The organism is Paenibacillus sp. J22P51 (genome assembly GCF_059692215.1).
Genome location: NZ_JCAUAZ010000008.1, coordinates 195,156 through 222,101 on the forward strand (window position 1 = coordinate 195,156; position 26,946 = coordinate 222,101).

General features: G+C 42.7%; 26 protein-coding genes. 4 read left to right on the forward strand and 22 right to left on the reverse strand.

The window, feature by feature from the left end; translation table 11 throughout:
• Positions 1-52: 52 nt before the first annotated feature.
• A complete protein-coding gene (locus AC58QC_RS18650; RefSeq protein WP_497416617.1) occupies positions 53-1,099 on the forward strand; it encodes a M23 family metallopeptidase in 1,047 nt (348 codons plus the stop codon).
• Positions 1,100-1,109: 10 nt separating this feature from the next.
• Here the strand turns inward: AC58QC_RS18650 and yunB are convergent, their stop codons facing one another.
• A complete protein-coding gene (gene yunB, locus AC58QC_RS18655; protein WP_497416618.1) occupies positions 1,110-1,841 on the reverse strand; it encodes a sporulation protein YunB in 732 nt (243 codons plus the stop codon).
• Between the two features lie 375 nt (positions 1,842-2,216).
• Between yunB and AC58QC_RS18660 the strand changes: the two genes are divergently transcribed.
• Both AC58QC_RS18660 and AC58QC_RS18665 read left to right on the forward strand, forming a co-directional pair.
• Positions 2,217-3,086, forward strand: coding sequence for an IS1595 family transposase (locus tag AC58QC_RS18660; RefSeq protein WP_497416619.1), 870 nt, complete (start codon positions 2,217-2,219; stop codon positions 3,084-3,086).
• Positions 3,087-3,435: 349 nt separating this feature from the next.
• Positions 3,436-3,564, forward strand: a complete 129-nt coding sequence (locus tag AC58QC_RS18665; RefSeq protein WP_497416620.1) for a hypothetical protein — start codon at positions 3,436-3,438, stop codon at positions 3,562-3,564.
• A 22-nt stretch (positions 3,565-3,586) separates the two neighbouring features.
• Here AC58QC_RS18665 and AC58QC_RS18670 read toward each other — a convergent pair whose 3' ends face one another.
• From AC58QC_RS18670 to AC58QC_RS18765, 20 genes are all read right to left on the reverse strand, one after another.
• Positions 3,587-4,150, reverse strand: a complete 564-nt coding sequence (locus AC58QC_RS18670; RefSeq protein WP_497416621.1) for a 5' nucleotidase, NT5C type — start codon at positions 4,148-4,150, stop codon at positions 3,587-3,589.
• Positions 4,151-4,176: 26 nt separating this feature from the next.
• On the reverse strand, positions 4,177-4,821 hold the full coding sequence (locus AC58QC_RS18675; protein WP_497416622.1) for a pentapeptide repeat-containing protein: 645 nt from the start codon (positions 4,819-4,821) through the stop codon (positions 4,177-4,179).
• Between the two features lie 56 nt (positions 4,822-4,877).
• Positions 4,878-5,486, reverse strand: coding sequence for a sigma-70 family RNA polymerase sigma factor (locus AC58QC_RS18680; protein WP_497416623.1), 609 nt, complete (start codon positions 5,484-5,486; stop codon positions 4,878-4,880).
• A 262-nt stretch (positions 5,487-5,748) separates the two neighbouring features.
• The gene (locus AC58QC_RS18685) at positions 5,749-6,771 is read right to left on the reverse strand and encodes an ATP-grasp domain-containing protein (RefSeq protein WP_497416624.1); all 1,023 of its coding nucleotides are present in this window, start codon (positions 6,769-6,771) and stop codon (positions 5,749-5,751) included.
• The gene (locus AC58QC_RS18690) at positions 6,768-7,601 is read right to left on the reverse strand and encodes an HAD family hydrolase (RefSeq protein ID WP_497416625.1); all 834 of its coding nucleotides are present in this window, start codon (positions 7,599-7,601) and stop codon (positions 6,768-6,770) included. The genes AC58QC_RS18685 and AC58QC_RS18690 overlap by 4 nt, the downstream gene beginning before the upstream one ends.
• Positions 7,598-8,731 (reverse strand): cysteine protease StiP family protein, encoded by a 1,134-nt coding sequence (locus tag AC58QC_RS18695; RefSeq protein WP_497416626.1) that lies wholly within the window; start codon positions 8,729-8,731, stop codon positions 7,598-7,600. The genes AC58QC_RS18690 and AC58QC_RS18695 overlap by 4 nt, the downstream gene beginning before the upstream one ends.
• Positions 8,704-10,119, reverse strand: a complete 1,416-nt coding sequence (locus tag AC58QC_RS18700; RefSeq protein WP_497416627.1) for a phosphoribosyltransferase family protein — start codon at positions 10,117-10,119, stop codon at positions 8,704-8,706. The genes AC58QC_RS18695 and AC58QC_RS18700 overlap by 28 nt, the downstream gene beginning before the upstream one ends.
• The gene (locus tag AC58QC_RS18705; RefSeq protein WP_497416628.1) at positions 10,064-11,167 is read right to left on the reverse strand and encodes an HpcH/HpaI aldolase/citrate lyase family protein; all 1,104 of its coding nucleotides are present in this window, start codon (positions 11,165-11,167) and stop codon (positions 10,064-10,066) included. Before AC58QC_RS18705 ends, AC58QC_RS18700 begins: the two co-directional genes overlap by 56 nt.
• 64 nt (positions 11,168-11,231) lie before the next feature.
• Positions 11,232-11,978 carry a TerC family protein gene (locus AC58QC_RS18710; protein WP_497416629.1) on the reverse strand — a complete coding sequence of 249 codons (747 nt, stop codon included), beginning with the start codon at positions 11,976-11,978 and terminating at the stop codon, positions 11,232-11,234.
• 218 nt (positions 11,979-12,196) lie between these two features.
• Positions 12,197-12,778: a TerD family protein gene (locus tag AC58QC_RS18715; RefSeq protein ID WP_497416630.1), complete on the reverse strand. Its 582-nt coding sequence runs from the start codon at positions 12,776-12,778 to the stop codon at positions 12,197-12,199.
• Between the two features lie 38 nt (positions 12,779-12,816).
• Positions 12,817-13,416 carry a TerD family protein gene (locus AC58QC_RS18720; protein WP_497416631.1) on the reverse strand — a complete coding sequence of 200 codons (600 nt, stop codon included), beginning with the start codon at positions 13,414-13,416 and terminating at the stop codon, positions 12,817-12,819.
• 351 nt (positions 13,417-13,767) lie between these two features.
• Positions 13,768-15,117, reverse strand: coding sequence for a TrkH family potassium uptake protein (locus tag AC58QC_RS18725; RefSeq protein WP_497416632.1), 1,350 nt, complete (start codon positions 15,115-15,117; stop codon positions 13,768-13,770).
• Positions 15,118-15,147: 30 nt separating this feature from the next.
• Positions 15,148-15,948, reverse strand: coding sequence for a sugar phosphate isomerase/epimerase family protein (locus AC58QC_RS18730; protein WP_497416633.1), 801 nt, complete (start codon positions 15,946-15,948; stop codon positions 15,148-15,150).
• A 91-nt stretch (positions 15,949-16,039) separates the two neighbouring features.
• Positions 16,040-17,164 carry a Ger(x)C family spore germination protein gene (locus AC58QC_RS18735; RefSeq protein ID WP_497416634.1) on the reverse strand — a complete coding sequence of 375 codons (1,125 nt, stop codon included), beginning with the start codon at positions 17,162-17,164 and terminating at the stop codon, positions 16,040-16,042.
• Positions 17,161-18,273: a GerAB/ArcD/ProY family transporter gene (locus AC58QC_RS18740; RefSeq protein ID WP_497416635.1), complete on the reverse strand. Its 1,113-nt coding sequence runs from the start codon at positions 18,271-18,273 to the stop codon at positions 17,161-17,163. Before AC58QC_RS18740 ends, AC58QC_RS18735 begins: the two co-directional genes overlap by 4 nt.
• Positions 18,266-19,786 (reverse strand): spore germination protein, encoded by a 1,521-nt coding sequence (locus tag AC58QC_RS18745; protein WP_497416636.1) that lies wholly within the window; start codon positions 19,784-19,786, stop codon positions 18,266-18,268. Before AC58QC_RS18745 ends, AC58QC_RS18740 begins: the two co-directional genes overlap by 8 nt.
• A 148-nt stretch (positions 19,787-19,934) precedes the next feature.
• On the reverse strand, positions 19,935-20,780 hold the full coding sequence (locus tag AC58QC_RS18750) for an ATP-dependent DNA ligase (RefSeq protein WP_497416637.1): 846 nt from the start codon (positions 20,778-20,780) through the stop codon (positions 19,935-19,937).
• Positions 20,781-21,269: 489 nt separating this feature from the next.
• On the reverse strand, positions 21,270-22,448 hold the full coding sequence (locus tag AC58QC_RS18755; RefSeq protein WP_497416638.1) for a benzoate/H(+) symporter BenE family transporter: 1,179 nt from the start codon (positions 22,446-22,448) through the stop codon (positions 21,270-21,272).
• 122 nt (positions 22,449-22,570) lie between these two features.
• The gene (locus tag AC58QC_RS18760) at positions 22,571-22,789 is read right to left on the reverse strand and encodes a hypothetical protein (RefSeq protein ID WP_497416639.1); all 219 of its coding nucleotides are present in this window, start codon (positions 22,787-22,789) and stop codon (positions 22,571-22,573) included.
• Positions 22,790-23,169: 380 nt separating this feature from the next.
• Positions 23,170-23,757, reverse strand: coding sequence for a hypothetical protein (locus tag AC58QC_RS18765; RefSeq protein WP_497416640.1), 588 nt, complete (start codon positions 23,755-23,757; stop codon positions 23,170-23,172).
• A gap of 637 nt (positions 23,758-24,394) precedes the next feature.
• Between AC58QC_RS18765 and pdxR the strand changes: the two genes are divergently transcribed.
• Positions 24,395-25,828 carry a MocR-like pyridoxine biosynthesis transcription factor PdxR gene (gene pdxR, locus AC58QC_RS18770; RefSeq protein WP_497416641.1) on the forward strand — a complete coding sequence of 478 codons (1,434 nt, stop codon included), beginning with the start codon at positions 24,395-24,397 and terminating at the stop codon, positions 25,826-25,828.
• A gap of 210 nt (positions 25,829-26,038) precedes the next feature.
• On the opposite strand, the gene cyoE is transcribed toward pdxR, so the two are convergent.
• Complete coding sequence (gene cyoE, locus AC58QC_RS18775; RefSeq protein ID WP_497416642.1) at positions 26,039-26,917, reverse strand: heme o synthase; 879 nt, start codon at positions 26,915-26,917, stop codon at positions 26,039-26,041.
• Positions 26,918-26,946: the final 29 nt, after the last annotated feature.

A 26,946-nucleotide genomic window follows, 5' to 3' on the forward strand; every position in this document is an offset into this window, starting at 1 on the left:
AAGAACACATCCGTACATCCTAAGAACTAACATTTCAGGAAGGATGATAGAGATGCAAAGCAGAGCATTTTGGTCAAAGGTTCTCGTCCTTAGCCTCCTCCTATCAACAGTCACACCAATGCTTTTATCACATCTTGATGCAGCAAGTGCTATGGAAAAAGACCAAATTACGCCAACGCCAGGTTCCCAACCCACGAAATATACACAAACGGAACGTAAGGAGCTGTTTGAAAAAATAGGCTTACTCTCGGGCATCCCTTGGACGTATTTAGCTGCCGTTGATCAATATGAGAAAACCATGAATACCGTCAAGAAAAGAACGGTTCATCAAGGCATAACGAATATTTATTTCTCTGAGTTAGTTTGGGCGGGAATGCTCAACCCAGATCCACAAGACACGAATCTGAAAAGTGTCGCCTTTTTTCATGGATTAGGTCGTGACGGATCGGGAGATGGGATTGCTGACCGCACCAACGATTTGGATATCCTAGCGGCAATGGCTGCTATTTTAAGCAAAAACGGAACTAAAATAGAAAATTTGCAAATTAATCTTTGGCAATATTATCAAAATGCTCGAAGTGTAGATCGCATTCGGCAATTTGCAGCTATCTATGAGTCTTTGGGGACATTAGAAGCCAATGAACATGCATTTCCCCTTCCAATTACAGCCGATTACTCCTACCGCAGTACCTGGGGAGATAGTCGCGGCTGGGGCGGGCACCGAACTCATGAAGGTACCGATCTTTTTGCAAACTACGGCGTTCCTGTTAGAAGCACTTGCTATGGCATCGTTGAAATAAAGGGTTGGAATCCATACGGTGGCTGGAGAATTGGCATTCGAGATCTTAACAACATTTATCACTATTACGCCCACCTATCCGGGTTTCAAAAAAGCGTCAAAATCAACGACATTGTAAAACCAGGACAAACCATTGGTTGGGTTGGCAGCTCTGGCTATGGGAAACCAGGTACATCTGGCAAATTTCCACCTCATCTCCATTTTGGATTATATCGCGATAATGGCTCAACAGAGTGGAGTTACGATCCCTATCCGTCCTTGCGTAGATGGGAACGTGAAGATCGGAATAAAAAGAAATAAACCCGCCCCCTCAGGGTGGGTTTTTATTTATTGTTGGTAATGTAATACTTGGCGCACTGCCATCCTTCGAACTCCCCACTGGATTGCCTTTATTATCATAATAGTAAGTTGGAACATCCCCAACAACAAGTGAGTAAGAAATTGGAATCTCCGTTTCGACGATTTCCGTTTCTGAATCGAAAGGGATAATCACCGAGACTTCAGCAATAATGTGTACATATACTTCGAACATAACCATATTAATGCCAACATTTTGCGTACGCGTATTCAAATCCACTTTCACATTTCCAACTGGGAGCAATCTTATCGGGACATCTGGCCCAAAAGAAGCGAGGATAGCACTATTCATAGCTTGCCCAATAGGAACATGTTCTGAAATACTTTGCAAATTGTTCAACTCACCCTGGACGGTTTTTATCGCTTCCGAAGTAATTCTCATATGCTCGTTATAATTCAACATGAAACCTGTTATTTTATTGTTTTTATCCATTTTCCAATCAATTAATTGCTCAGCATTCGTTCCTCCTGCAACATGTTCGGCAATTGCACTATTAATCGCTTGTGTTGCAATTTGTTTAACTCTAACCTTGGCCAAATTCATCAAAGGCGGTCTGAGATTTCGTTCTATAAAAATAAAAAATTGTATGCAAAACAAGACAAAGATGAGCAAACCAATCACAAGTACCTTTTTACGGCTTGTTTTCACAGTTGGTCTACTTCTCCATCGTCGTCTCTGCAGCATTCTGTTCCCCCTTTCTCTGTATACCCAAATCCAGCTTAGGTGTGCCACAACTCATTTGTACTACCTTATGCGGACATGACCTGAAAAAGAAGAAAATACCTTCCTTAGTGCTGCACACGCTTTGTTAATACTTATCTGGATACATATGACCAATAAACTTATCTGGGTACATCACGAATAACTTATCTAGGTACTTCACGAAATAGCTTATCTAGGTACATCACCAAATTTTTCAGCCGCTATGCTCACTATCCCTTATGCTCAGAAAAATATATCTTCAAAAAAAACACGCCCAAATCATTGAAATAGGATCATATGTTTGGTATAATAAAAGGAACAAATGTTCTTTTCTTAAAATTTCGGAGGAGATCCCACATGGATATTTCAAGCCTTACCCTTGATCAGTTTCAAGCGTATTTTTCCTCTGACGATGCCTGTATCGATTATCTTATTCAAACGAAATGGCCAGAAGGCTTCTCTTGTCCTCGTTGTGAGCATCGACATGCCTATATAACAACCACTCGAAGACTCCCATTATATGAATGTTGCCACTGTCGTCACCAAGTTTCGTTACTCTCCGGGACAATTATGGAAGGCTCGCGAACACATCTTCGTAAATGGTTGTTGGCCGTTTTTCTGATATCACGTACACATATTGGTACAACCGCAATGGAGCTCTCAAGGCTTATCGAGGTTACTTACAAAACTGCCTGGCTAATCCTTCATAAAATCCGTGCTTCCATCCAGCAAGCAGAACGCCAGCGCCCATTAACTGGTTCCGTTCAAATTAACTCTGCAATTTATGGACGTCCGTTTAACCCCACGGTCCATAAACATCCCCAAGAACATCTTCTACTCATCGGCTCCTCGCTCAATAATGAGGGGAATTCGACTACTATCAAAATCAAACATATCATACCTTCCCAACCTAAAAATAAGCAGATAACTCGATTCCACACCTCTTCCTTTCAGCAACACCACGTTGATCCCGCCGTGAATACAATTGAAATTGTCACCGGTTTTTACACACCTAAACGACAACGCCCCTTACTCGAAATTGCAAAACAAGCAAGCACTTGGATCAATTCTACCTTTCACGGTATCGGACCTAAGCATTTACAAACGTATCTGGACGAATTCTGCTACCGTTCTAATCTTATTAATTCCAATATTCCTATTTTTGAACATCTCTTCAAACGCTGTATCATTCATAACCAATGCAGCACTCTATCCTCCATGGCATAGCTCTATGCAAAGTTATTCTGCCACTAGCTCATCTCCCCTTTTCAATTACTTAACCATCACCAATTCAGCCTCGCAGTAACGTTCATGCTGTTCAATTTGAGTTATATTTTCTAAGTCACTTCTTTTGATCTTTTTTCTGAGCTTTGGGGATAGTGCCCATAGGGAGTAGGGAAGAGATTAGTGGTAGGTGTAGAGAGGAATCGGAGTTCGGGGGTTGGATTGGGTTTGATTGGGTTGGGTTGGGTTGGGTTGGGTTGGGTTAGGTTGGCTTGGCTTGGGTTGGGTTGGGTTGGGGTTCCGCTGCTAAATTCATCAAGGACTCCCCGATGTACGCCAGATGGTCCGATCTATGCGCAGCAACTTCAAGCTGCTCGTCCATGCGCCGAAACGGGATACCGATGAGTTGCTCTTACAGCTTGAAAAAGAGGGAGAGCAAGATCTGCTCTCCCTTCAGCAAGGTGCTCGAATCGTTCTGTAACGATGAGAGCACCTTTTCTCTTTTAACCCTTCAAAAGCTCGTCAAGCTCATCCCAAGACGTAATCCGCGGCAAATCCAGATGTCGATTATACGATCTATCTTTCACACAAATGCGAACTGGCAGGTGGGACAGCGTCTCCAAAACCTTTGGTTTATCATCAAAATAATAATCCAGCTCTAATGCCTTAATGATATGTACTTTCTCGGAATCACTCATCCCACAGAAGAAATGTCCCTCTGCCACAGGGAATCCATTGTCCAGCAGCCATTGCCGTGTTCGCTCCGTGTGTTCCTTATCTCTGGCTGTAATGTAGTATACCTCGTGGCCTTGCTCCACCAACTGGTTCAAAACCTCGCGCGCGTGGGGGAAGGTTGCACAATCCGAATAATAAATCTCATCACGCAGGCTGTGCCAAAGCTTCCCGCCTTCCTCTTTGGTTAAACCAAACGCACTGTGAATTTCCATCGTTGGCAGAGCTTGGAACACCTCTAGCCCTATATTTTGCTGCAGCTTTTGATTATAAATATGAAAAGCATGCTCTCTCAGATTAATGAGGGTATCATCAATATCAAATCCAAGCTTCATCGTCTAACCCTCCATTCGCCTAGCTTCTATTCCTTTAATTTTATCCCAAAAAGACTAACAAATACGGAGGCTTGTTCTCTAGAAATGATACATCCGCGCAAATCCTCAATACTTACCCCTAAGCTTGTAAAATCACACGAGCTCAGGTCTATCCCCTCCAGCTTGGTGCCTGTAAATTGTGCTTGATCTAGCTGGCAGACCTCGAATTGCACCTTTTGCAGGGTTGCTTCGTAGAAGTCAGAACTCGTTAGGGAAGAGGAATGAAATGAGATCTGTTTGAAATTAGCCATCCGGAACGTCGCGAAGTCTCCTAAGCAATCTTGAAAGAGGATATTTCGCAGTGTTGCTCCTGTAAGATCCATGCCGATGATTTTACAATTCCGAAATTCTGTTCTGTGAATCGTCGCTTCCGTAAAGTCGACATTCGATAAGTCGCATCGGTCAAAAATGACATCCGTCAGCTCAATTTCTTTCATTGCGATACGTGTAAAGGTCACATTGCGGAAAATAATTTTATCAAAAGCAACCTTATAAGCAGATTGATTATCGATTACGCAGTCACTAATCAAGCCAGTATGGAAGCTATCCTCAGGCTCAAATTTCCTGTCATCCAAGGAAATGACGGGCAATTCTTTCGGGATTTTGGGTGCATCTAGTTTAAGATTACTCATGTGAAGCTCCTTTATCATAGGGTCATAGGCAAAAAAATAAGCCTTATCGGCTTACCTTAAAAAATGATCACAGAGGTTAAGCTGTGCAGCATGAAGAATAAGGATCCCCATTTTCTTTTGATATAATTTCGGCCGCGGAACAGCCTTGTTTTAATCGTAGAAACAGGTAGATTCACTTCTCGGCTGATGTCCTCTAAGGACATATCCAAATAATATTTGTATACAATGAGGTCTTTGTATTTATCGGGTAGATCATGAATCATTTGTTCAACTTGGCTATTGGTTTCCTGCTCGATGAGCTGAAGCTCAGGCGTCTTCTCGTGACTTACCAGCTTCTCAATCAAGGGTCGTTCATCATGGGATGGAAACGAACTCGTATCCATGGATAACTCTTTTTTCTTCTTCCTCATCAAATCAATGGTGACATTTTTGCCAATGCTAAAGATCCAGCTGGAGAAGTTTTTGGTAGCGTCATATCGATGTGAATTCAAATGTGCACGCAGGAAAGTCTCCTGAACAACGTCTTCGGAATCCGATTTATTACGAAGCATACGAAAAGCTAATCGATAAATTTTGTCCTTATACAGCTCCAGAAGTCGATTAAACGCTTTCGCATCTCCTTGACTCCACATTGTTGCAAGTTGACTATCGCTTAATTGCAGCATGTTAAATCTCCTTCACTTGTGAAACGACCTATCTCCTATTCTACCAAATCGAAGCAAAAAAAAGAAACCTTTTCAGGCTTCAAAGATGTCTATTTATCGAGAAAATTGGACACATATTCTGCTTTCTCTGCACTAGCTATCACAATTAACGTTACAATAATTCCGAATAAGATAATCCCGCCTACGGTCATACTGCGCACCCTCTTTGACTGATTGATACGAATGATCATCCTATTATCAAAGATATGATGCGCGCTACTTATTATTCACCGAGATTCATAATAACATATTGCTCAAGGTGACTAGCCAATATGCCGAAAGTCGGCTTTTGAACGTCAACCTTTTCGCCAAGAAGCGATTTCACGGCTAGATATGGGAAGTTAACACCTGAAAGGCAGCTTACTTGTAATCCACCCGACATTCTGGGATTAATCTCCAGCAGCTTTGGAACACCCTGATTGTATTTTATTTGAATATTATAATTAAATGGAATGCGATAAGTGGCTGCCACTTGATTAGCAAGCTCGATTAGCTCTGGAACTTCCTCTAACAGCCTTAAGCGTCCATCTGCCTTACGACGAGGGACAGCGGCAAGCAGCTCACCGGACGGGGATGCCAAACAATCGATGCTGTATTCGTAGCCACCCAGTAATTCCATAACCATGAGGTCATCAAAACGTTCCACAGTCGACAAGTTCTGGTACACTTGCTCTTTCGTGAGATACGGCATTACCGGTCCAAACATATCACCCAGCGCATTCCGCTTATTGCTGACAATCCGAAATCCATTGCCGCCTTCGCCATTTGTTGGCTTCATACAGACCCCGTGCCCGGCTGCCGTTAGCGCTTCATGCGCTTGAAGAAACTGCTCCGCTGTGTTCACCACATGATAGTCGGGAATCGCAACGATATGCTGCGGGCGAATGCGCTCGTAAAACTTTTGTTTTTCCATGATGCTTTCCAGAAGCTCAAGGTCACGGCAAACCGTTACCTTCGTGCCTATTTTTTCGAACTCATCAATATGCTTGGCAATAGCGTACATATGAAGCCTTGGGATAAATACATCGATACCATGCTGCTTGCAAAAGCCAAGCGCGAACTCCACATAGTCATCGTCCCCGAGAACGGGCTCGGTATCAGTGAAATCTGCCGCTCTCAGCGCCATGTGGCTGCGGTCTGGATGCGTAGCATACATCTTGAATTGAACGCCATCCTCATTGTTACGGATGCTGTTCATATAATGATAAGCGACAGAAAACCAGCGGTTAAACCACACTTTTTTCATATTGACTCCTTTGTGAGCAACTTTTTGTGCTCTCTATGTGTGGCATGTACAAATGTAGTGATATCATCTGCTGCGAAAATACCGAATTCCTCGGTAAATCTATAATTCCCAGACTGCCCCATCTGCTCTTGGCGGAATAACTCTCCGTGACCTGGCGCAATGGCAAAATCAGCGATGTCTAACAAGCTCTGATCCAGAAGCGAATCTCCGGAAGCGATAACTTTCCGTCCACCAAGGACCTGACTCAGGTGTGCAACCGCTGCACCTTTGCTCACAGCTTCAGGGACGATGTATACCTTTCTTCCTTGCACGGAAGTTCGCCAGCCCATCCCCTGCAGCTGTGTACTAAGATCGGCTATCTCCTGCAAAGGCATACGATCGCGTTCGACGATATGGGAATAGAAGAGCTCATCACAAAAGCTTGAGCTGAGCACCCAATCCTTACGCAAAACAGCGTTCATGACAGGGAGAACGTCTTCTAAAGGGGAGCTCGTCTCGCTAACACGGGCTCTAACGAGATCTCGCCATTCCGTATCCACCTTGCCATCAATCAGCATGTTTCCCCCATTGCTTGTCACCGCATATCTGGGCTTTAGGTTTTTACTAATCAGGTGAATCCGCTCATATTGTACAATTGTTCGGGTTGTTACAGGTATGAAAATGAGTTCATTCATAAGCTCTTGCAGTCGTTGATACGTGGTTGAAGACATATACGATCTTACCTTGCCATCAATAAGCTCGGCGATCATAATGCGATCGCCCCACTGCTCCGCACGCTCTGCAGGCTGGGAATAAATTAAAGTCTGATCTAAATCACTAGCATAAATCATTCGGCATCTCCTTTCACGGATTGTATGAGGCCACAACACGAGTAAGTGAGGCCGGTAACCACCTTAACCGGTACTCCGCGTGCCTCAGCTAAAAGCAGGATGTGCCGGATATGCGGATTATCCATGCGGTCTACTAAGATCCTCCACGGTACTCTTCTGAGCAGGACGCGAGTCGTTTCTCCTACTCCAGGCTTAATCAGATTAATATCTGCAATCTGGTAGGTTGTCTGAATCGCTTGTATATCTCGCAAACCATGCCAAGAAATCTCAGGTGGATGGGTCAAAATGTCTTGAGCAATCGCCTGAGCTTCCTCGGTCACCTCGCTGAAATAAGGCACGATCGTATCGATGAAATGATTAGACTGATCCTGACCTAGCCATTCCCTATAATATTTCGCACCATGGAAATCATGAGGTCCAATCAGATCGTCGCGCAGCACCGTCCGACTCATTAATCCAGAGACCGTCGAGTTCAGGCATGCGCTCGGAATGAGAAAGTCCTCACGGGTTCCGAACATGTCCGTGCAATGGCCCGGATCGGCAAGCACCGCTAGATCATCGTCCAGGATGATCCCGTATTCCGTTGCCATTTTGCAACAAGCTTGGGAAAGCACCTTACGAATGGCACCCTTGCCTGTCCACCCATCGATGAATTGCAGTCTCGCGTTAGGGTGCTTCTGCAGTATGTACAAGAGAGCGTTCTCATCGATTCCCTTGCCACGAATAATCGAAATACTATAATGGGGGAGATCTAAGCCATGAATATCTTGGAGATATCGCTTAATCAAAATACCGACAGGCGTACCCGCTCTAGCCAAGGAAACTAGGACTGTATTCGGCCCCTTCTTTGTTCGGATAAGCTCGGCCACAGCCCCTGCGGATAAAGCTACCTTCTCTGCAGACAGCTTCAGCGTGTCTTGATATAAGCTCAAATAATCGGAGGCTGGCAGATGCTCTTGCGGAAGCATTTCAGAGTAGTGCGTGCCGGACTGAATAGCCCGTTCTCTGGCATCTAATGCGACCTCCAGCTGTACCTCGCTGATATCCTTCAGTAGAAATGTCACATCTGCAGGCGAATAGCTGCCCATCGGTTGTGGCTCATCTATTGGTCTAATTCGCCAAGCTTCCATACCTTAGCCTCCTTCCAATCAACCGTCTGCGGTGAAAAGAAGACGATATGCAAGGTGTGCAGCCCCCTTGTTTGGAGGATTCGCAGGATTGGGTCCATCGCAGAAGGCGAAACTTCTCTTTCCATGAACAGAAAGAGCTCCTGATACATGCCGTACGGGATATTGTAGAAGAAGTGCACGACATGTTCATCCTCTGGCGAAGGAAAAGCATGACCAAATTTCACCGCATAGTCATCTTGTTCAATGACATGAATCGGGCTGCGCGTCGTCGATTGATAAGACACCCCTGCCCCCATTTCAGCCGCAATACGCATAGGAATATACATAAATTCTCCCGTACCCACGCAGAGTGTCTTGATCCCCGTACGGATACGTTTTAGCCGCTCAGCTGTTTGCGTGATAGAACGATCCAATTGTCGGTTATTCGGAGGTGTAAGACCGAATCTCCCACTATGCTGCAAATAAGGACGATTACCAGCAAATGGCGCGTGTGAGAATAGATGATTCACATAGGCGATTTGCAGCGTTCCTGTTCGCTCCTCTTTCAAGCGGCTCGGTGCTGGCAGGGCTAAGCTCTCGCTTGAGCCAAATACAGTCGTATTCCCTCGAATCAGTGAAATAACACGGATGGTGATGTTTAACTCCTGCTCCAATTGAGCAAATTGCAAGATGTCTTCCTCTTTACGCCAATCGAGCAATGCTAACACATAGTAGACTTTCTTTGGATATTTACCCTGCAGATCGCGAATAATATTAAGTGAGGTTTTGCCAGTCGTAATCTCATCATCGACGAGAACGAGAATTTCTGGCTGCGCAAGCATCGCAGGGTCGTCGGAATAGCCATAGTGTGCCATGGCATGCGAATGCTCCTCTTCGAACTGAAGGATGGTCGGTGATTCATCAATCACTTCACGTGTCGTATGTAAATAATGACTTCCCTGCCCAAAAGCCTCATATACCGCATGACCAATAGCCGTCGCTGTCTCAGCAAATCCGATGAAAGCGATGGGCTGTTGAAGCTGTATGCGCTCAGACATGATCGCTTTATATGCTGTTTCTGCTTTCTCCGGATATACGAGCCCCGCAATTGCTTGCTGCACCTTCTCTTCTGTCTTCGTTCCCTGTAAAGCTTGCTCCAGTAGCAACGCTAATGTAGTTCCACTTAACAGTGAAGTGTATGGATTCACCGGGATATGCTTGCCAAGCACCTTGCTCACGAACAAAAAGGATCGTTTCTTATTAATTCTCGCCGCCATCGCGAATAACGCATCAAGCGGGATGTTATGGGGATTGGAAGTCACAGTGACGTGAAGCTCCAGATCGCCTGCGATTTTATACGTACGCTCGGTCAGGTTGGATGAATAGTCCTTCAAAGGATTGTTGTTCATGCAGCACCCCATATATTTGTGATCTTAAAAGAATACGTTTCGCCCAATTGAAATGGGGTTTGAATTCATTCATCTTATTGCCGTAGGCGCTCTTCATCACCCCGAGGTCGCCGTGATGATTCATCAGAATGCTCGTGGCATCCGTATATTCTTCATGCGTGACCGCATAGAGCGCCTGAACCGGCTTAATGTGAGTGGGGTGAATAATGGTTTTGCCAATCATGCCATTTTCCTTATCCAGCATCACTTCGTGAATGAGTCCTTTCGCAGGGAAATATTCCCACACGGGTCCAGAGATCACGTTGCAAGCTTCCATACGCCCAAAAATATTAATAATATCAGCGACACAATCCCGAATAGGCGCAATGTCGTAAATGGTTCTGTCCGAACTTCTTCTCAGCCCAAATAAGCTTGAAAAATCTGTAGCTCCAATTCGGATGTTCAATACCAAATCTTTAAACTTCGTTATAATTTCATTAATCGCTAGTAAAGTAGAAGTGCGGCTTTCTTTATAAATAATCGAGGCAGATTCCAGAATCGGTAATCCGTACAAAGTCGGGGCTGTTTCCGATTTCTCATCATTGTAATTTTCTAGAACTTGAAAATAATCCTCGCCATTGTCCACAGTAAATTTCGGGAACACAATGCCCGTTAGAAGGGCCACATTTTCCTCCAGCCTCTCCAGCACATAATTCAACTGATTCACGCTTCTTACGCGAACGAATATCAGTGGCAGATTATCATTGTTTATAATACCAACATCAATCCAATGGGCAATCTGGTTCACTTGTCCGATAAGTGATTCCTCGGCAGCATGTACTTCGTTATCACCAACGGCATCCTCTAAATCAAGAACTACTGACACTAAGCCTTCGATTTTACCAAAGGCAATATCTTCTGCAAACGTACGACGGGTCGCTGGCATGTACAAGGCAGCGCCAACGGAATGAGCTAAAATGTCTTTGTGCGAATGATTATGGAAGGAATTCGGCGGTAAGTAAAATAAAGTTTTCTCTTCATCCGCTGTTAAATAATTGAAATATCGCATGCCGATTCCTCCCTCTTTTAAGAAACAATCCCTCCATGACGGAGGGATTGTCCAATAGCTTATCTTATGATTCTTTTACTGACCCAGACTTGTCCTTTTTGCGAAGCATACTAAGAATAATCGTTCCTCCGAACAAAGCAATAATGACGGAGAAGAAGATAACATGAGAAATGTGGAAACCAAATGCACCAGCAATCATTTTAAGACCGATAACAATAATCAGGATAAACGCAGTTTTCTCCAATTCCGGTATCTTATCAATAAGCTTCAAGAAGACTTGCGCCACGCCTCTCATCATGAGAACGCCTAAGATACCACCAAGGAATAATACCCACACCTTGTCACTTACTCCGAATGCTGCCAACACGCTATCCACGCTGAAGGCAATATCCATAATTTCTACGGCAAGCACCGTACGCCAGAAGGAAAGACCTTTGTTCTTGACTTCCCCGCCGCCATCATCATGTTTCTTCATGAAGAGATTACTGTAAGCGATCCAGAGAAGATACGCACCACCGGCTACTTTAATCCAGGTAATCTGTACTAAGAAAGTACCTATACCAATGGCGATAAACCTAAATATGTAGGCACCAAGTAGACCATAGAACAACGCTCTCTTCTGCTGTTCCTTCGGTAAGTGCTTAACCATCACAGCTAGTACTAGCGCATTATCAGCAGAAAGCAATCCTTCGAGAAGAACTAGCGTTCCAATAATCCCCCAGTTTACCGGATCTGTGAGTGTTGCTGAGAGCACGTCCCAGCTAAAAAAATTAAGGAAATTATCAACGAAACTTTGGAAAAAATCTGACATTAAGGTGGACCCCCTGTATTATTAGCTGTTCCTCATGATCTTGCCCCATCTATATCATTCTCCGAATACACGTACCATTTTCCTCGGAGCATTGATTTCCAATTCATAACACAACAAAGCTGGTCATGTGAACACCATTTCTCGAGTCGAATTGATTCAGAAGAGTAGGGAAGGTGATGCTTAAAGAAGCACCACCCTATTTCATTAAGACTTGAATCTTAGGAAGTTTGCAAACCGTAATCGCGTGCCAACCCTGCTAGACCGTCTTTATATCCACTGCCGATTGCGCTAAATTTCCACTCACCGCTATGACGGTAAAGCTCACCGATCACAACACCTGTTTCAACGGAGAAGTCTTCGCCAAGATCGAAGCGAATTAACTCTGTGCCAGATCCCTCGTTAAGCACACGTACGTAAGCGTTGGAGACTTGTCCAAAATTTTGCGATCTTGCTTCCGCATCATGAATTGTGATACAGAAAGCAATTTTCTCCGTTTCGGCCGGTACTGCACTAAGATCAACGCTGATGACTTCATCGTCGCCATCGCCAGCACCTGTACGATTGTCACCTTTGTGTACGATAGAACCGTTCGAGTTTTGACGATTGTTGTAGAAAATAAAATCAGATTCATTTCCAACTTTACCCGCAGCATTCGCTGCAAAAATGGAAGCATCCAAATCGAAATCCTTGCCGCCGTCGTATTTGTTCGTATCCCAACCAAGGCCAACGATAACTTTCGTCAAGCCTGGGTTTGTTTTCGTCAAATCGACTTTCTGCCCTTTAGATAATGAAATAGACATTTGAAATACCTCTCTTTATATAGGATTTGGCTGTGCCTTTACTGATATCTTTTGACTAATTGTCCAATGGTTGTGTCTGTGCTGCCTTCACCAATTGCACTGAATTTCCATTCGCCGCTGTGTCGGTAAATTTCACCAACAATGAGGGAGGATTTGCCTGAATAGTCATCAGTTAAGTTAAACTTAACTAACTCTTGTTGATTGGAACCATTCAATACACGGATATAAGCTGATTGAATGAGACCGAAATCTTGCTTTCTATTCACACAGTCATAAATATTCACGACGAAAACGATTTTGCTTACATCTGCGGGAACTTGTCCTAAATTAATAGAAATCGTCTCATCGTCACCATCGCCATCTCCAGTACGGTTATCACCAGAGTGAACGACTGAACCATCAGGGCTTTGTAGATTAGCAAAATAAATGACATGCTTCTGATTCGTTATTCTTCCCTTTTCATCCAATAAGATCACGGAAGCGTCACAATCGATCTCGACTGCCGTCTTCTTCGAGCCGAAGAATCCCTTCTTCTCTACAACAGCAGGATCCCAGCCTAAACCAACCACAACTTTAGAAAGACCTGCGTTACCTTTTGTTAAATCGATCTTTTGACCTTTGACTAAACTGATTGTCAACGAGGTCACCTCCCTTCGCTTACCTGTTTTAGTGAACTCCCTTATCTGATACGCATGAAATTCAATCACGTTTCACTTTCCTGGGTAAATTATTTGTGAATTCGACTTCTGCAGTCGAAATCCCCCAGATTTTAAAAGAAAAACAGCCTCAAAAAACTCCTAGGCTGCGTCTTCGTCTTATTATAACATTTTACAACTTATGGTATTCAAAAATTTTCCACTGGGACGTCTCCGACACACTCTTCTGACCAACACGAAGCTGAGATTTTTTATTTTCTGGGCATATATCATGTACCAACAGAAAACCGAGGCAGATCTATGATCCACCTCGGTTTATAAGCGTATGGCTGATCATCCAATGATCAGCTTCTCCTCCGGATACCGGATGAGTGGTTTCTTCTTCCCATTGGTAAATAGGGAGTAAAACAGGAACAGTCCGATGCGTCCGATGAACATGAGCACGATGAGCGTGATTTTGCTAACACTGCCCAGCTCAGGGGTGATTCCCGTGGATAACCCGCATGTTCCGAATGCCGAGGCCACCTCGAACAGGACGGCAGACACTCCCCAGCGGTTCGGCTCTGCCAGCAGCAGTATAAATACCCCTCCGAGGAGCAGTGCGATACCCGTGAGGAAAAAAACAAAGCTCTTGAGCGAGTCCTCTTGACTAATCATCCTACCAAAAACCTTCGGCTCCTTCTCCCCGCGAGCATAAGCAATAAGTGCCAGTACAATTACGGCTACAGTCGTTGTTCGTACACCGCCTCCCATACTGGATGGGCTTGCCCCAATAAACATCAGTATAGATACAAGCAGCAAGCTTGCCTCTGTAATTGTGGACATATCAATGGTAGTAAGCCCAGCGCTGCGAGATGTGACGGACGTGAAGAGTGCGCTGAGTAATTTCCCATGCCAGCTCATCCCAGCCAATGCATGTGTCCGCTCCATCAACCAGAAGCCGATGGTTCCGAATAGCAACAACACCGATGTGGTCACTAGTGTTAGTTTGGTAAATAAGGAGAATCGGAAATTCTTATTTCCCCCCCACAAGTACTCTCGCAACTCAGCCAGTACTGGAAAGCCGATACCGCCTAGAACAATCAATATAATTGTAAGCACTTGTACGAAATAATCCTCCGAATAATCAAGCAACGAATTACCGAACAGATCGAAACCAGCATTCGTAAAAGCCGAAATGGTATGAAACATCCCATAGTACAGGGCGCTCCAAATCGACCCATACTCGCCAGCGAAATAGAAATACAAGCCAAACACCACTGTGCTAATTGCCTCTAGGATCAGCGTAAAGCCCAGCACTAGCTTCATTAACTGAACCAATCCAGATAGATTGTTGCGATTCTGGTCAATCATAATCATCTTACGCTGCAGCAATCCAATCTCCTGCCCGAATAACAGCCAATAAAAGCTCCCTAACGTCATTACGCCGATACCACCGAATTGAAATGCAACGATGAGTACGCCAATTCCAAATCCACTTAACGAATCTTTGATGCCCACAGTCGTAAGGCCTGTCACACTGACAGCACTTGCTGATGTAAAGAGGGCGTCCACAAATGAGATTGTGGCGCCCGATTTTAAGCTGATAGGTAATTTAAGAAGAACGGCAATGAGAAATATACCGATCAAATAAGCGATAACAATATGTCTTGAGGCAGGCATTTTCTGTAATTTTCTTAGCATGATGTTTACCTTCAACAGTGAGTAATTGGATTAGTTACTCTTATATTGTCCTTTGAAATGTTTTCCCATCCAAAGGCAGACTTCCCATAAATCTGCAACTGGTTGGTTCGTATACGGCAAGGTGTGCAAATAACCTGGAGGTCCAAACTCTGGCGTATAGGTAATTGCCGTTCGGCCTTCCTGTTGGTGTGCTTGGACGATGCTGTCCCACCAGCTCATATGCCGCTGCAATTCATGCGCATACTCCGGTGCACGCGGATCTGGTACCTGTGGTCCCTGTGCGTAACCTACGCGGCCGTGAATATGCTGTACACGTGAGAAGGATTTGCGAAGATTCTCTTCTTGATTCTCTAGTGTGGTCTCTGTTACACAGCACCAATGGCTGTAATCCGCCGTTAGCTTGATCTCAGGAACTGCATCAAGCAGCCTTCCGGTTTCCCAAGGATTGAACAACGTGCGACCGCGGTGAGTCTCATGACCAATCGCGATCCCATATCTCTTCTCGATTTCAGCTGCTTCACGGAAAAATTCGACTTGCTCTTCAAATGGCATAGCATCCTTGCCGCTGTGTGAAGTAATACTGATGGGGCGAAAGGAAACCGCACGTGCCACTTGCTCACCAAAGGATGCGATATGGTCAGGTCCATTGGTAAAGACCATGGCAATATATTCCAATTTATACGATTCCAATAACTTCCGGAACCGATCTTCATCGGCGAGTGTCGGCATTGGTGCCTCGATTCCCACATAACCCGCTGCTGCAATTCTCTCAAACTGGTTCTCTAATGAACCTTCCATGCCCCACAACGCTTTAAATAATTTAATTTCCATCCTTTGCAACCCTCCTCATGATAATCAATGAGTCAAGCTTAAAGCATCTTACATTATTTGACTAGAGTAAATTTTTAACCTATTCATTCACCTATTGAATTTGTCCCAACCGCACGATTCGCATGTCGACATTGACATCATACGAGGCTGTTTTATACATCTCATGCCATGAATCACTTGTCAGGTTCGAGTGGTACACCCGGCTTCTGTAGACTTCTCCAAATCCGATCGGATCCGAATCTAAGGAAGTTAATTTCTTTAACAACGCATGTACAACTTCTTCGGATTTATCATTCATTTGCTTTTGCAGGGCTTGAATGACACTGGCTTGGCTGAGATCAAGCTGCGCAGAAGTTTCCGTAAGCATTCCCTTCAATTTGATATTGACCTGAAACTTAAGTGGGTTCTGGCTGATTAACTTTTTACTGCTATCGCTATATATATTCTCAATAACGACCCGCACCGTCTTATCCTTGCTATCCTTGACGATATCTCCCAATTTATTCGCGTCTAAAGATAGTTCTACACTCCCTGCTTTATATCGATCGCGAATCGTTTTAAGAAAGAAAGCTTCCCTGGGGTCTACGGTTCCTACCATTTTATCACCACTGAAAACTGCCACATCTTTAAGCTCTATAGAATCACCTTTTCTTTGTAGAAGCGGTATCATGGGATCTGCCGTGGAATATAAGGCTGAGAGAAATTCATGAAGTGTGCCTGAAACCATCTGTTCGTCGATAATATTCTGATGGATGTTATCTACAATAAACGTTCCGACATCCGGGAACTGCGGATATTTATGCATTAATAGATCTTCTGCACTGTCTTTGCTAACGGCCATATAGACGGTACTGGCAATGGAGGCATCCCGAAATAAGGTATCTACCAAAGGTAAAATACCTGCCTGGGCAAGTCTATAGTCATAAATGGCGACTCGCAGCTGACCTGAAACGACTTTCTTATTCGATTTGCGGTTCGCAGCAATACGTGCCCCTTTACTGGTCAACCCCTCAGAGGAGATCGTCAGGACAGAGGATTTGGAATTAGGATCGATCTGATGGATCACGTAGGTAGCTTTAATTTTATTACCCTCACCTTGGTCATAGCCGACCGCGATTGTCATTCCTAATTTCTCCAACACATTTGTCTCTAAACGTATGCTGATAGCCAAAATGAATACAAGCAACACAATGAAAATAAGATTGATTCTCTTCATACTATTACCTCTGATTGACTCCTTTTCTTATGCCTCCAGAAATGAAATTGGACAATTCCGAAGAGTACCACCGGATACACATAAACGATATAGACAGCCCATTTAGCAAAAAGATTATTAATATAATCAATCTGAATCCGGGAGTCAATGAAAGAACACGCGAGCCAAGCGGCTCCCATGAATATATACAACCAGTATTTTTGTTTCCATGCAAAAGTACGTTTGAGTCCCTTTGTCGCCGCCCAGCTATACATGAGCAGATTGGGTACGATCACTAACAACCATAAACTAACGCCTATATACTCAAATCGTTCCAAAAACGGAAATTTGATAATTTTCAGCATCGTAAATGTAGCCCAATCTGTCTTCAAGAGTTCACCACCGCTGAAGAAAACAATCGAAACAAACATGACGGCTGTGTACACCACGGTGACACTTATTACACCAATTTGGGTATACCGATGAACTTTGGTCTTATCTTTGGCATACGCATAAATAAAATAGAGAATTTCAAACCCTGCCATCGTAAAAGTCATCGAAAGCACCCCTTTACTCAGCTGACTGAGATCCGCCTCCAGTATGGGTAATACCCCCGTCCAGTCCGCATAAATCAAAGGAAAATAAAGCAAAAAGACTAACCAAATTGTAAGGGTCACAAATGTAAAGCATGCGCCTACAATCGTTCGCAAGCCTCCATTTACGCCATAAAATACGACACTTGTAATCAATAAAGCCAATAACCACTGCGGGGCATTAGGAAATAACCAGACCTGAATCATTTCGACATAATTGCGCATCACAATGATGGTCGCACATAAGAAATAAACCATATAGATTAGATTCACAACATGGCCGAGCGACTTTCCGTAAACTAGCAAATGAATCTCATAGAGGTCCTTATTTTCGAATTTCGCCAACGTTTTAATCATCAACCAAACCACGAGCTGTGTGATGATCCCTGCAAGTAAGACAGCAATCCACGCATCATGTCCAGCCATTTGAAACACAACTCTTTGATAACCAGGTAGCCCTACGCCCACCTGCGCGTCATGGATAATAAACATAAGTAGAAAGCTGCTATACATATACGTTTGTTGTGATTTACTCATCGATATCCGTGTTTCCCTTCTTGTCCCCATTATTGGCGAATACGGAACGTTTCGGGGCCAAATGGTAAGGGAACCTTATGAGGCCGTCTCGTTTGTTTTTATTTTCAATCGTATAGGGAGGGTAGAAGTAAGGCTGGCCCAGACTGGATTGCCGCAGCAGATGCAGAATTAGAAAAGCAATGCTTATCGCAATGCCTAAACCGCCTATGATACCCGCGGATAGGATGATCGGAAATCGAATAATCCGTATTGTATTCGCCATGGCAAACACCGGAGTTGTGAACGAGGATAAGGCGCTTAACGCCACGATAATGATCAAAATATTGCTGGTGAAGCCAGCTTGTACCGCTGCTTGTCCAATGACAATACCGCCAACAATCCCCATGGTTTGACCTACTTTGGAAGGCAGTCTTGCACCCGCTTCACTTAATAGCTGAATGATCGTTTCCAACATAAGCGCTTCAACAAGTGGCGGAAAGGGTACTCTGGCACGAGATTGAGCTAGAGGGACCAAGAATGCCTGTGGAATAATTTCATAATGATACGTAAGCGCAGCCACATACGAGGCTGTTGCGAATAGGGAGATCGCAATACCCACGATTCGCAATCCACGAAAAAACAACCCTGTAGCCCATCTATAATAATAATCTTCAATCGACTTAAAAAAATCAAAAAACGTAGTAGGACAGACAATAACCAACGGGCTGCCGCCAACCACAATAACAACCTTTCCCTCAAGGAGTGGAAATATCGCCCGATCCACCCTCTCCGTCGTAATCATTTGCGGAAAAGCGGAGCTAGGATTATCTTCCAGCCATTGCGTCAAGATCGTTGCATCCAATAGCGCTTCCAGTTCCAACGCCTGTATGCTGTTATAGATATGTGTAACCATTTCTAAATCGGCTCGATTTCTCAAATAGACGAGACGGATACTTGTTTGGGTATTTTCACCTATATTCATGGCAATTTCGCATAAATCAGGGTTCGGCAAATATTGATGGATTAGCGCAACATTGGTTTCCAGATTTTCCGTAAAAGCAATTTGTGGACCCAAAATTTGACTTTCATTTTCCGGCTTAGATAGGTTCCGTTCTCTATGTTTCGTGGTTTTAGCAAGAATACCTAATGTATAGCCGCTTATGTGGATATACGTCCAGCCTTGCAATATATGTTGCTGCATATGGTACCAATTATCGTCAAGCAACAGCTGTCCTACCGGGATTAAATTAACCAGCTTTTCCGGTGAGGGCGTATCTTCGACTTCAATTAATCGATTAAGAATTTCTTGATAAAGAATCTCTGGATCCACCAAATTGCTTAGATAATAAACACCATACGTAACGTCAGTGGTCAATTGTCTACTAACAAAGTCAGGAAACATGCGAAACGTTTCTTGGAATTGTGTATTCATTTGATCCAATTCAGCTGCGAAGTTAAATGATAAAGCATCCTTCACGATTGACTTATTGAGCTTGGGTTTGGATTTGAACAATATATTTTTTATGGAAAACATGGTTATACTCACCATAATCCTAACATTTCGATAGTATGACTATTCTGCTCTAGATCCGTGTAGATTATGTAAATGAATGGATATAAATATATAACTAGAAAAGACTGAAGTCACCCATGCTTCCCTGGTGATTTCAGTCTCTCTATGCTTAGATAACGAATTCCATAAATTCCGGTGAACGCAGTCTCCCGCTTTGGGTCCAGCTTCTAGTTTTAACCCTCGCCATAATCCGAGGCTCCATATAGGCAAAGTTTTTGTCTTCCTTGAATACTAAGCGTTTCTGCACGCTTTCTATGGCCTTTTTGTGGATTGGTGATACGCCTGATTCAACGATGCCAACAGGAAACTTAGATCCATCGGCTGCATCAATAGAGGCCAGTAATGCAAAATTATTTTTCCTATAGCCAGAAATATACACATCCGCATACGTCCAATTAATGACCTTTTGCCATTGGATGGAGCGTTTATTTACGTTGTATCTGGAATTCTCTTTTTTGGATTTAATGATAATGCCCTCTAGGCCTCGCCCGCGGACCTGCTCAAAATAGTCAACGGCATTCCCCTCAAACATTTCAATCTTTTTATAGTTCTCATTTTCTGTAAAAGCCTGCTCCAACAGCTCTTTGCGCTTCAGCAAGCTTAACCCCGTGACGTCAATTCCTTTATATCGCAAAATATCAAAAGCACAAAAAACCACAGGTTTCCTATTTTTCTTAGATAAAAACCTCGCGGACATTGCTTCAAAGTCAGGTTTCCCTTGATCATCCAACACGACTAATTCACCATCAAGTATGGTGCCCTCAGGAACTGGACATCTGAGTAACTCAGGAAATTTATGTGTTATCAATTCATTGTGTCTCGTATACACATACAGTTTATCCATATTGGAAAGAATACAACGTAAACCGTCTAATTTTAATTCCGCTATATGATTCTTACTGTAAAATGGCTTATTATTTTTGGCATTGTACATCATCATAGGAGAAATGAACATGTGATATCACCCTGTCCTAAATGATACTTCACTATGGACCTTCTGCCTAATGGAAACTGTTTCCCGAAATGATAAAGAGACCCGTAATTGTACCGGGTCTCCTTCATTTTCATACATGATATAACAAATTAGCTAAGACCTGCTTTCGTTAATCCAAATGCCGTGTCTGCCGATCCAGGTACAGTCTTAAAAGCTACGTTTATGCGGTTCCAAGCATTGATCGCCATGACTGAAAAAGTCAGATCCGAGATTTCTTTTTCAGAATTGCATTAAAGTCTAAATCCAATGTTGTTAAGTAATTCAGAAACTGATTTATTGTGCCACTGCCAAATTGCTTAAACTTCATAAGTAAGAGCGCCTCCTTGATGGTGTTGGGTATCCACCCCCGTCGACAAACCCATCATACTGAGGCGCTCCTTTTTTGACAAAGCCCATTATGCATGCAGAATATGTACAAAACGTTCAGTTTTAGAAAAACACAAATTTCATTCAGCATTTCAAATCCTTTTTTGACACTACTTCCACCATTGTCTTTTCCCTAAAAATCTTCGCAGTAACAATGCCTACTAACAATGCCCAAACAGGAGACGAAATACCTAAGAAAGAAATATTTGAGATTGCCAAAATAAACGTAAACAACGTAGAGTATCTGTAATTTATATCAGAAAATGCGGATTGAACACTATTCAACAGTACTCCGATTAGAGAAAAGCCTGTAATTAATGTGACGAACGAAGTAGGCAGCAACTCGATGATATCAATAATTCTCCAAGAAAATACTCCAAAAAACGTAACCAGTGTCCCTGAAACGATTGCCGCAAAATAACGGTGATCTCTAGGGCCCGAATCCTCTCCACTACAAAGTGCACTCATCATTCCACCTATATTGGCGGCATGGCCAGAAAATACTCCGGCAACTGATGAAAATATTCCTGAAAAAATAAGCGACTTATTCACTGGAGGATCAAATCCATTCCTTTTCAACGAAGTTAAAGCTACAACAATATCATTACTCACAATTAATATCGAAATAGGAATGGCTATAGATAGTAAAGCATCCATAGTAAATGAAGGTATCACGGGAGGAGGTATAATAAAACCTGTATGCTGCATAATTGGAAAGTGGTAACTGAAGAGCAAACCTGCTAAACCAAAAAAAAGAACGCCTATAAATGGAGGAATTTTTCTTGATAAGAAGGGCGTAATAAAGAATCCGAAAATAGCTAGCAATCCGGCAATTGGCATTTCCTTTACTGCTGGTACTATTCTCACAACATAGTTTAGGATTAGTCCGGCAAGTAGTGCATCAATAAACGGCTTTGGTATATAGTAGAGAACCTTATTCAATAAACCAGAGAAACCAAGTAAAGCTATTACCAGGCCCGACATGATATAAGCTCCAGCTAATTCATGAATCGTGAACTGAGCGGCTGTTGAAGTCAAGAAGGCGATTGCCGTGATAGAATGTGCTCCTCCAAATGGAGTCTTATACTTGAGCGTCATTATGAGGTTAAGTAGTCCGCCAAAAAAATAAACAGCAAACATCCATGTTACAATCTCACTTCGATTAAACCCAGCACTTTCTGCAGTATGGATAACTAATAGGGCACCACCGCTACAAGCTAGCAAAGCTGACATGATTCCTGCCATGATATTTTGAATATTCACAAAGAAATATTACCTCCAATAGACAAAGATTAAGTTCATAATATTAGAATACAAACGTCCATCCAAGATCATCATATAAAAAACAACGTCTTCGTAATTGCTTACGATAGACGTTGTCTTTATTATTCTATTGAAGAAATTATGAATGCTAACAAGGCTAACAAGCCAGCAGCAATTGCAATAACATAGAAAGCCGTAAGTCTCACCCATTTAACCCCTGTTTTTTGGAAATATGTTTGATCTCCTTCACGATTTTTGCGCGAAAAACCAATCATAATAGTAGAAATTAAACCAATTAATAAAATGATCGAAAATATCAGATAATAGCTATTCATATTCATTCAGTGGCCTCCTTTTTGTAGCGATGTTTTCAAAGTTATTTATATTGTCAACCTTTGAACCAAAACCTCCTCTTTATACCATTACTTCATAAGAAGTGATTAATCAAAAAGTAAAAGAGCCCTGAGAAGATTGACAAGAAGAATATTACTGTTATTAGGAGAAGACCATCCATCGTTTGCTCGTAGTTGTTTCTATGTGAATTATTCATTATTATTATCTCCCTTCAATGTTCGTTCATTCGGCCATTAAAACTACTAACGTAACTTCTTTCATTAGTATTATATAATTGAATAGGAACACTTTCCCCATCCAATCTACTGTTTTTTTTACAGTCCAATGTAAACAATGGTGTCAAATGTTGATCCATGCTTCTCATCCCCTAGTAGTTGTTTATCTTTGAAATCTCTTCAAGATGGGTATGAATTCCTTTACCAAACACTATGAATCCTTCTTTGTCTGCGTATGGATACCTAACTTCAAACTCATTCGAACCCATTAATCCAGCAATATGAAGAGATACATTTGTTTGTCTGGATTTTGTATTTAAAATTGCATTTATTGATCCGTACAAATAAACAGAGCCGTCTGATAATTTGGTTTTAGTTAATATCGAGGTGGAATTAACTAGAATAGATATTTTTTCATTCCCATGAATCAATACACCACTTCCAATAGGATGTACTTCAGAGCTATCATTGTTTATGATTGGCTTTAGTCGTAGACTTAATTGTAATCGAGCACTAGGGTTTAAATGGTTTAAAATAAGTTCGGAAATGACACCATTCATTTGATTAGAACTTATACCTCCTTGCGTGTCCAACCAATATTCTGCTACCCCGACCCATTGTAATCGTTCAAATTTACTATCTGCTTTTGGCTCTTGATGCCTTGAAAAAAAAGCTATCATAAGAGCGATGGCAAGTAGTATTCGTGCCCAGAACCAAATTGTCATATTTAATTGCTTCATCGGACCTCCTATTTTCTAGATCTAATTTTTCATATTCAAAAGAAGGCAGATCTAAAGGAGATGCCTACTATATATTTCAATATTTAGTATCTTTGATAAACTTCACTATATTTTTCTCATCCTCATTTACGTGTAGTTGGAATATATAAGGTCTGCTGTAATGTCTCACCGAATCGAAATCAAACATAATTTTACGTAAGTCATTTCTACCCCTATCATAACTAATTGTATTTATCATACTGTTCTATGACTGGTATGTGACCACCCAATTAAGTCCAAATTACCCCATCCAAGTGCATCTAATTGGAAACCAGATCGATCTAGCAAAACACCTATCTACCAGCAAATTCTCTAAACAAAAAGACGACTCATTTCCATTTTTAAATGGAAGGAGCCGTCTTTTTCTGTTCATACATTTACATATTTCGCTAGATTTTATATGCAAATTTGGGGAAGTATAAACGAGAGTCCCATCCAATTCAAAGCAAGAACCACCATCCATGTTCAACAGATTGATATTATTTCGTCATTTTATTGATAAATAGACAGGCTCTTTATTTCGGTCCAAATGTTATGATGGAAATAAATCTGTGATATATATATATCCATCTTGCAACTCTAGATAGAAGGTGATGACATGTGGAAACCTGATCGTTCTAGCGGCAAATCTCTTTATCAACAAATTGCTGATGATCTTGAACGAAGAATTTCATACGGCGAGTTTCCACCCGGCAGCTTGCTGCCTTCCGAACGAAAATTAGCCGAACAATTGGGAGTAAATCGAAGCACCGTCATCCTTGCTTATGCTGAATTACGTGCGCTCGGAATCATCGAAAGCCATACGGGAAGCGGAACGAGAGTAAGATATAAATGGGGAGTTACACCGACACATACACCGAACTGGCATCGGTATGTTGAAGGTGGGAGTTTCTTGCCTAATTTGCCTTTTTTGCGACGTATCCGGGAAGTTCTTCAACAAGATAAATCTATGATTGATTTTGCAAGCGGCGAGCTGGCATCGGATCTCTCCCCTGTGGAGGAGATCAATATTCTTATGGGCGAAAATCACTATACAGAATATTTAGGATATGACAATCCGCAAGGATTTGTCCCGCTCAGGGAAGCGCTTGTCGCATATCTTAGTCAATATCGGGACATCCAAACCACAGAATCCTCGATACTCATTACATCTGGCTCCCAGCAATCCTTATTTTTAATTACCCAGTGTTTGTTAACCCCCGGAGATGCGGTTGCGATTGAAGATCCTTCTTATTGCTACTCATTGCCCATGTTTCAATCGGCCGGTCTTCGGTTATTCCGTCTTCCCGTAGATGATAAAGGAGTCCGGCCCGAAGATATTCGCTCACTGTATAAAAAACACCGCATCAAGATGATATTTATTAATCCAAATTTCCAGAACCCCACAGGTGCTGTACTCGATGCTGATCGTCGCATTGAACTACTTGATGTTGCAAGCGAGTTGGGACTTCCGATTGTAGAGGATGATCCCTTTAGCCTTACTGCTTACGACGGGATACCGCCGCAGCCACTCAAGTCAATTGATCCTATCGGCTCGGTCCTCTACATAGGCTCTTTCTCTAAAATCGCAGCATCCGGGTTGCGAATTGGATGGATGGTCGCTCCCCATTCCGTTGTCGAGCGGCTTGCCGATGCAAGACAACAGATGGATTTCGGACTTAGCGTTGTTCCGCAGAGAGTTGCTGCACAGTTTTTAAAGTCCCACTATTTCCAGCCTCATTTGGGCCGTTTGCGCACGCATCTGCTCTATAAACGGGATTTGTTGATTGAAGCTCTTCAACATGAACTGCCTGACCTAGTCAGCTTTACGATTCCACAAGGAGGCTTGCACCTGTGGTGCAAGATTATTCCAGCGGTAAATGATAACAAGCTGTTGGAAGAATCCATCCGAAGGGGAGTTATCTTTGTACCCGGCAGCGTTTATGGTTCGGACTCCGGTTATGTGCGATTCACTTTTGCAAGGGCTAGGGCTGATGAAATCGGGTCCGGAATTTCGAAATTTGCGGCAGCTCTTCGATGCGTACTGTGTTAAAAAAGCAACAAGGTGCATGAGCAATGAAATGGGTTATCTCTTATATTAATGTCTAAACAAAGATTAGGGTTGTCCCATAAATCGTTATTTTTGATTTATGGGACAACCCTATGTTTTAATCTTCTTATTTTCTTTCTAGTTAAACGATATTGTTTTGAAAGCTGTTGTAATTGTTAATTATGTCCCCCTTCGTCATTCCTCGATGCTATGCTACTGCAGAAACCCGCCAAATGGGCGGCCAACTGTATCCAGTATCATCATGAGAAACGCAAGCATCAAGTAGTTAACCGAAATTAAAAAATTTGACTTCGCCCACTTTTCAGGATCTTTAACCATTAATCCTCTAACCGTATGCCATAACCATATTACACCTAACAGTATCGATACGACTAAAAAGATAACTCCGACATAATGGTAATAGTACATCAATACGACAACGAGCTGAAGTAGGACAATATAAGGAATCATCTGTATTTTAGTACGAAAGATGCCTTTGATAACAGGAAGCAGTGGAAACCCTGCTTTTCTATATTCTTCTACGCGGCGGATGGCCAATGACCAAAAGTGCGCCGGTTGCCATAGAAATAATAAGGCGAAAAGCAGCCATGCTCCAGCATCTAAGTGGCTAGTCACTGCGGTGAAGCCAATCACTGGCGGCATCGCACCAGCCACTCCGCCGATTGAAGTGCTCCAAGTCGATGTCCTTTTCAGCCACATCGTATAGACTACAACATAAACAAACATACCTAGCAATCCTAGCCAGCCACTAACCGAGTTTACCTTCCAGAACAACAAGTACTCGCCCAGAATTCCAAGTAGTAATGCATAAACAAGAACACTCCTTGATCCAAGTCTACCATTTGGCAATGCACGATCTTTCGTTCTAGACATTTTTTTATCAAGTTCCCGGTCCCAATAGTTGTTAATCACACATGAAGATGCCATCGTTAGTGCAGAACCAACCAGCATCCATACCATTAGAATCCAATCAATCTCCCATTTGGATGCTACCCAAAACCCACCGAACGCAGCAATCAGATTAAGACGTATAATCCGCGGCTTCGTGAGCAGAAACAGATCTGTAATCATTGTATATCCTCCCTACATCCCTCGTATTT

Excerpts from the sequence above, each read along its gene's own strand:
- AC58QC_RS18650 (WP_497416617.1), top strand. The coding sequence starts at position 53 with ATGCAAAGCAGAGCATTTTGGTCAAAGGTTCTCGTCCTTAGCCTCCTC.
- yunB (WP_497416618.1), bottom strand. The coding sequence starts at position 1,841 with ATGCTGCAGAGACGACGATGGAGAAGTAGACCAACTGTGAAAACAAGC.
- AC58QC_RS18660 (WP_497416619.1), top strand. The coding sequence starts at position 2,217 with ATGGATATTTCAAGCCTTACCCTTGATCAGTTTCAAGCGTATTTTTCC.
- AC58QC_RS18665 (WP_497416620.1), top strand. The coding sequence starts at position 3,436 with ATGCGCAGCAACTTCAAGCTGCTCGTCCATGCGCCGAAACGGGATACC.
- AC58QC_RS18670 (WP_497416621.1), bottom strand. The coding sequence starts at position 4,150 with ATGAAGCTTGGATTTGATATTGATGATACCCTCATTAATCTGAGAGAG.
- AC58QC_RS18675 (WP_497416622.1), bottom strand. The coding sequence starts at position 4,821 with ATGAGTAATCTTAAACTAGATGCACCCAAAATCCCGAAAGAATTGCCC.
- AC58QC_RS18680 (WP_497416623.1), bottom strand. The coding sequence starts at position 5,486 with ATGCTGCAATTAAGCGATAGTCAACTTGCAACAATGTGGAGTCAAGGA.
- AC58QC_RS18685 (WP_497416624.1), bottom strand. The coding sequence starts at position 6,771 with ATGAAAAAAGTGTGGTTTAACCGCTGGTTTTCTGTCGCTTATCATTAT.
- AC58QC_RS18690 (WP_497416625.1), bottom strand. The coding sequence starts at position 7,601 with ATGATTTATGCTAGTGATTTAGATCAGACTTTAATTTATTCCCAGCCT.
- AC58QC_RS18695 (WP_497416626.1), bottom strand. The coding sequence starts at position 8,731 with ATGGAAGCTTGGCGAATTAGACCAATAGATGAGCCACAACCGATGGGC.
- AC58QC_RS18700 (WP_497416627.1), bottom strand. The coding sequence starts at position 10,119 with ATGAACAACAATCCTTTGAAGGACTATTCATCCAACCTGACCGAGCGT.
- AC58QC_RS18705 (WP_497416628.1), bottom strand. The coding sequence starts at position 11,167 with ATGCGATATTTCAATTATTTAACAGCGGATGAAGAGAAAACTTTATTT.
- AC58QC_RS18710 (WP_497416629.1), bottom strand. The coding sequence starts at position 11,978 with ATGTCAGATTTTTTCCAAAGTTTCGTTGATAATTTCCTTAATTTTTTT.
- AC58QC_RS18715 (WP_497416630.1), bottom strand. The coding sequence starts at position 12,778 with ATGTCTATTTCATTATCTAAAGGGCAGAAAGTCGATTTGACGAAAACA.
- AC58QC_RS18725 (WP_497416632.1), bottom strand. The coding sequence starts at position 15,117 with ATGCTAAGAAAATTACAGAAAATGCCTGCCTCAAGACATATTGTTATC.
- AC58QC_RS18730 (WP_497416633.1), bottom strand. The coding sequence starts at position 15,948 with ATGGAAATTAAATTATTTAAAGCGTTGTGGGGCATGGAAGGTTCATTA.
- AC58QC_RS18735 (WP_497416634.1), bottom strand. The coding sequence starts at position 17,164 with ATGAAGAGAATCAATCTTATTTTCATTGTGTTGCTTGTATTCATTTTG.
- AC58QC_RS18740 (WP_497416635.1), bottom strand. The coding sequence starts at position 18,273 with ATGAGTAAATCACAACAAACGTATATGTATAGCAGCTTTCTACTTATG.
- AC58QC_RS18745 (WP_497416636.1), bottom strand. The coding sequence starts at position 19,786 with ATGTTTTCCATAAAAAATATATTGTTCAAATCCAAACCCAAGCTCAAT.
- AC58QC_RS18750 (WP_497416637.1), bottom strand. The coding sequence starts at position 20,780 with ATGTTCATTTCTCCTATGATGATGTACAATGCCAAAAATAATAAGCCA.
- AC58QC_RS18760 (WP_497416639.1), bottom strand. The coding sequence starts at position 22,789 with ATGAATATGAATAGCTATTATCTGATATTTTCGATCATTTTATTAATT.
- AC58QC_RS18765 (WP_497416640.1), bottom strand. The coding sequence starts at position 23,757 with ATGAAGCAATTAAATATGACAATTTGGTTCTGGGCACGAATACTACTT.
- pdxR (WP_497416641.1), top strand. The coding sequence starts at position 24,395 with ATGTGGAAACCTGATCGTTCTAGCGGCAAATCTCTTTATCAACAAATT.
- cyoE (WP_497416642.1), bottom strand. The coding sequence starts at position 26,917 with ATGATTACAGATCTGTTTCTGCTCACGAAGCCGCGGATTATACGTCTT.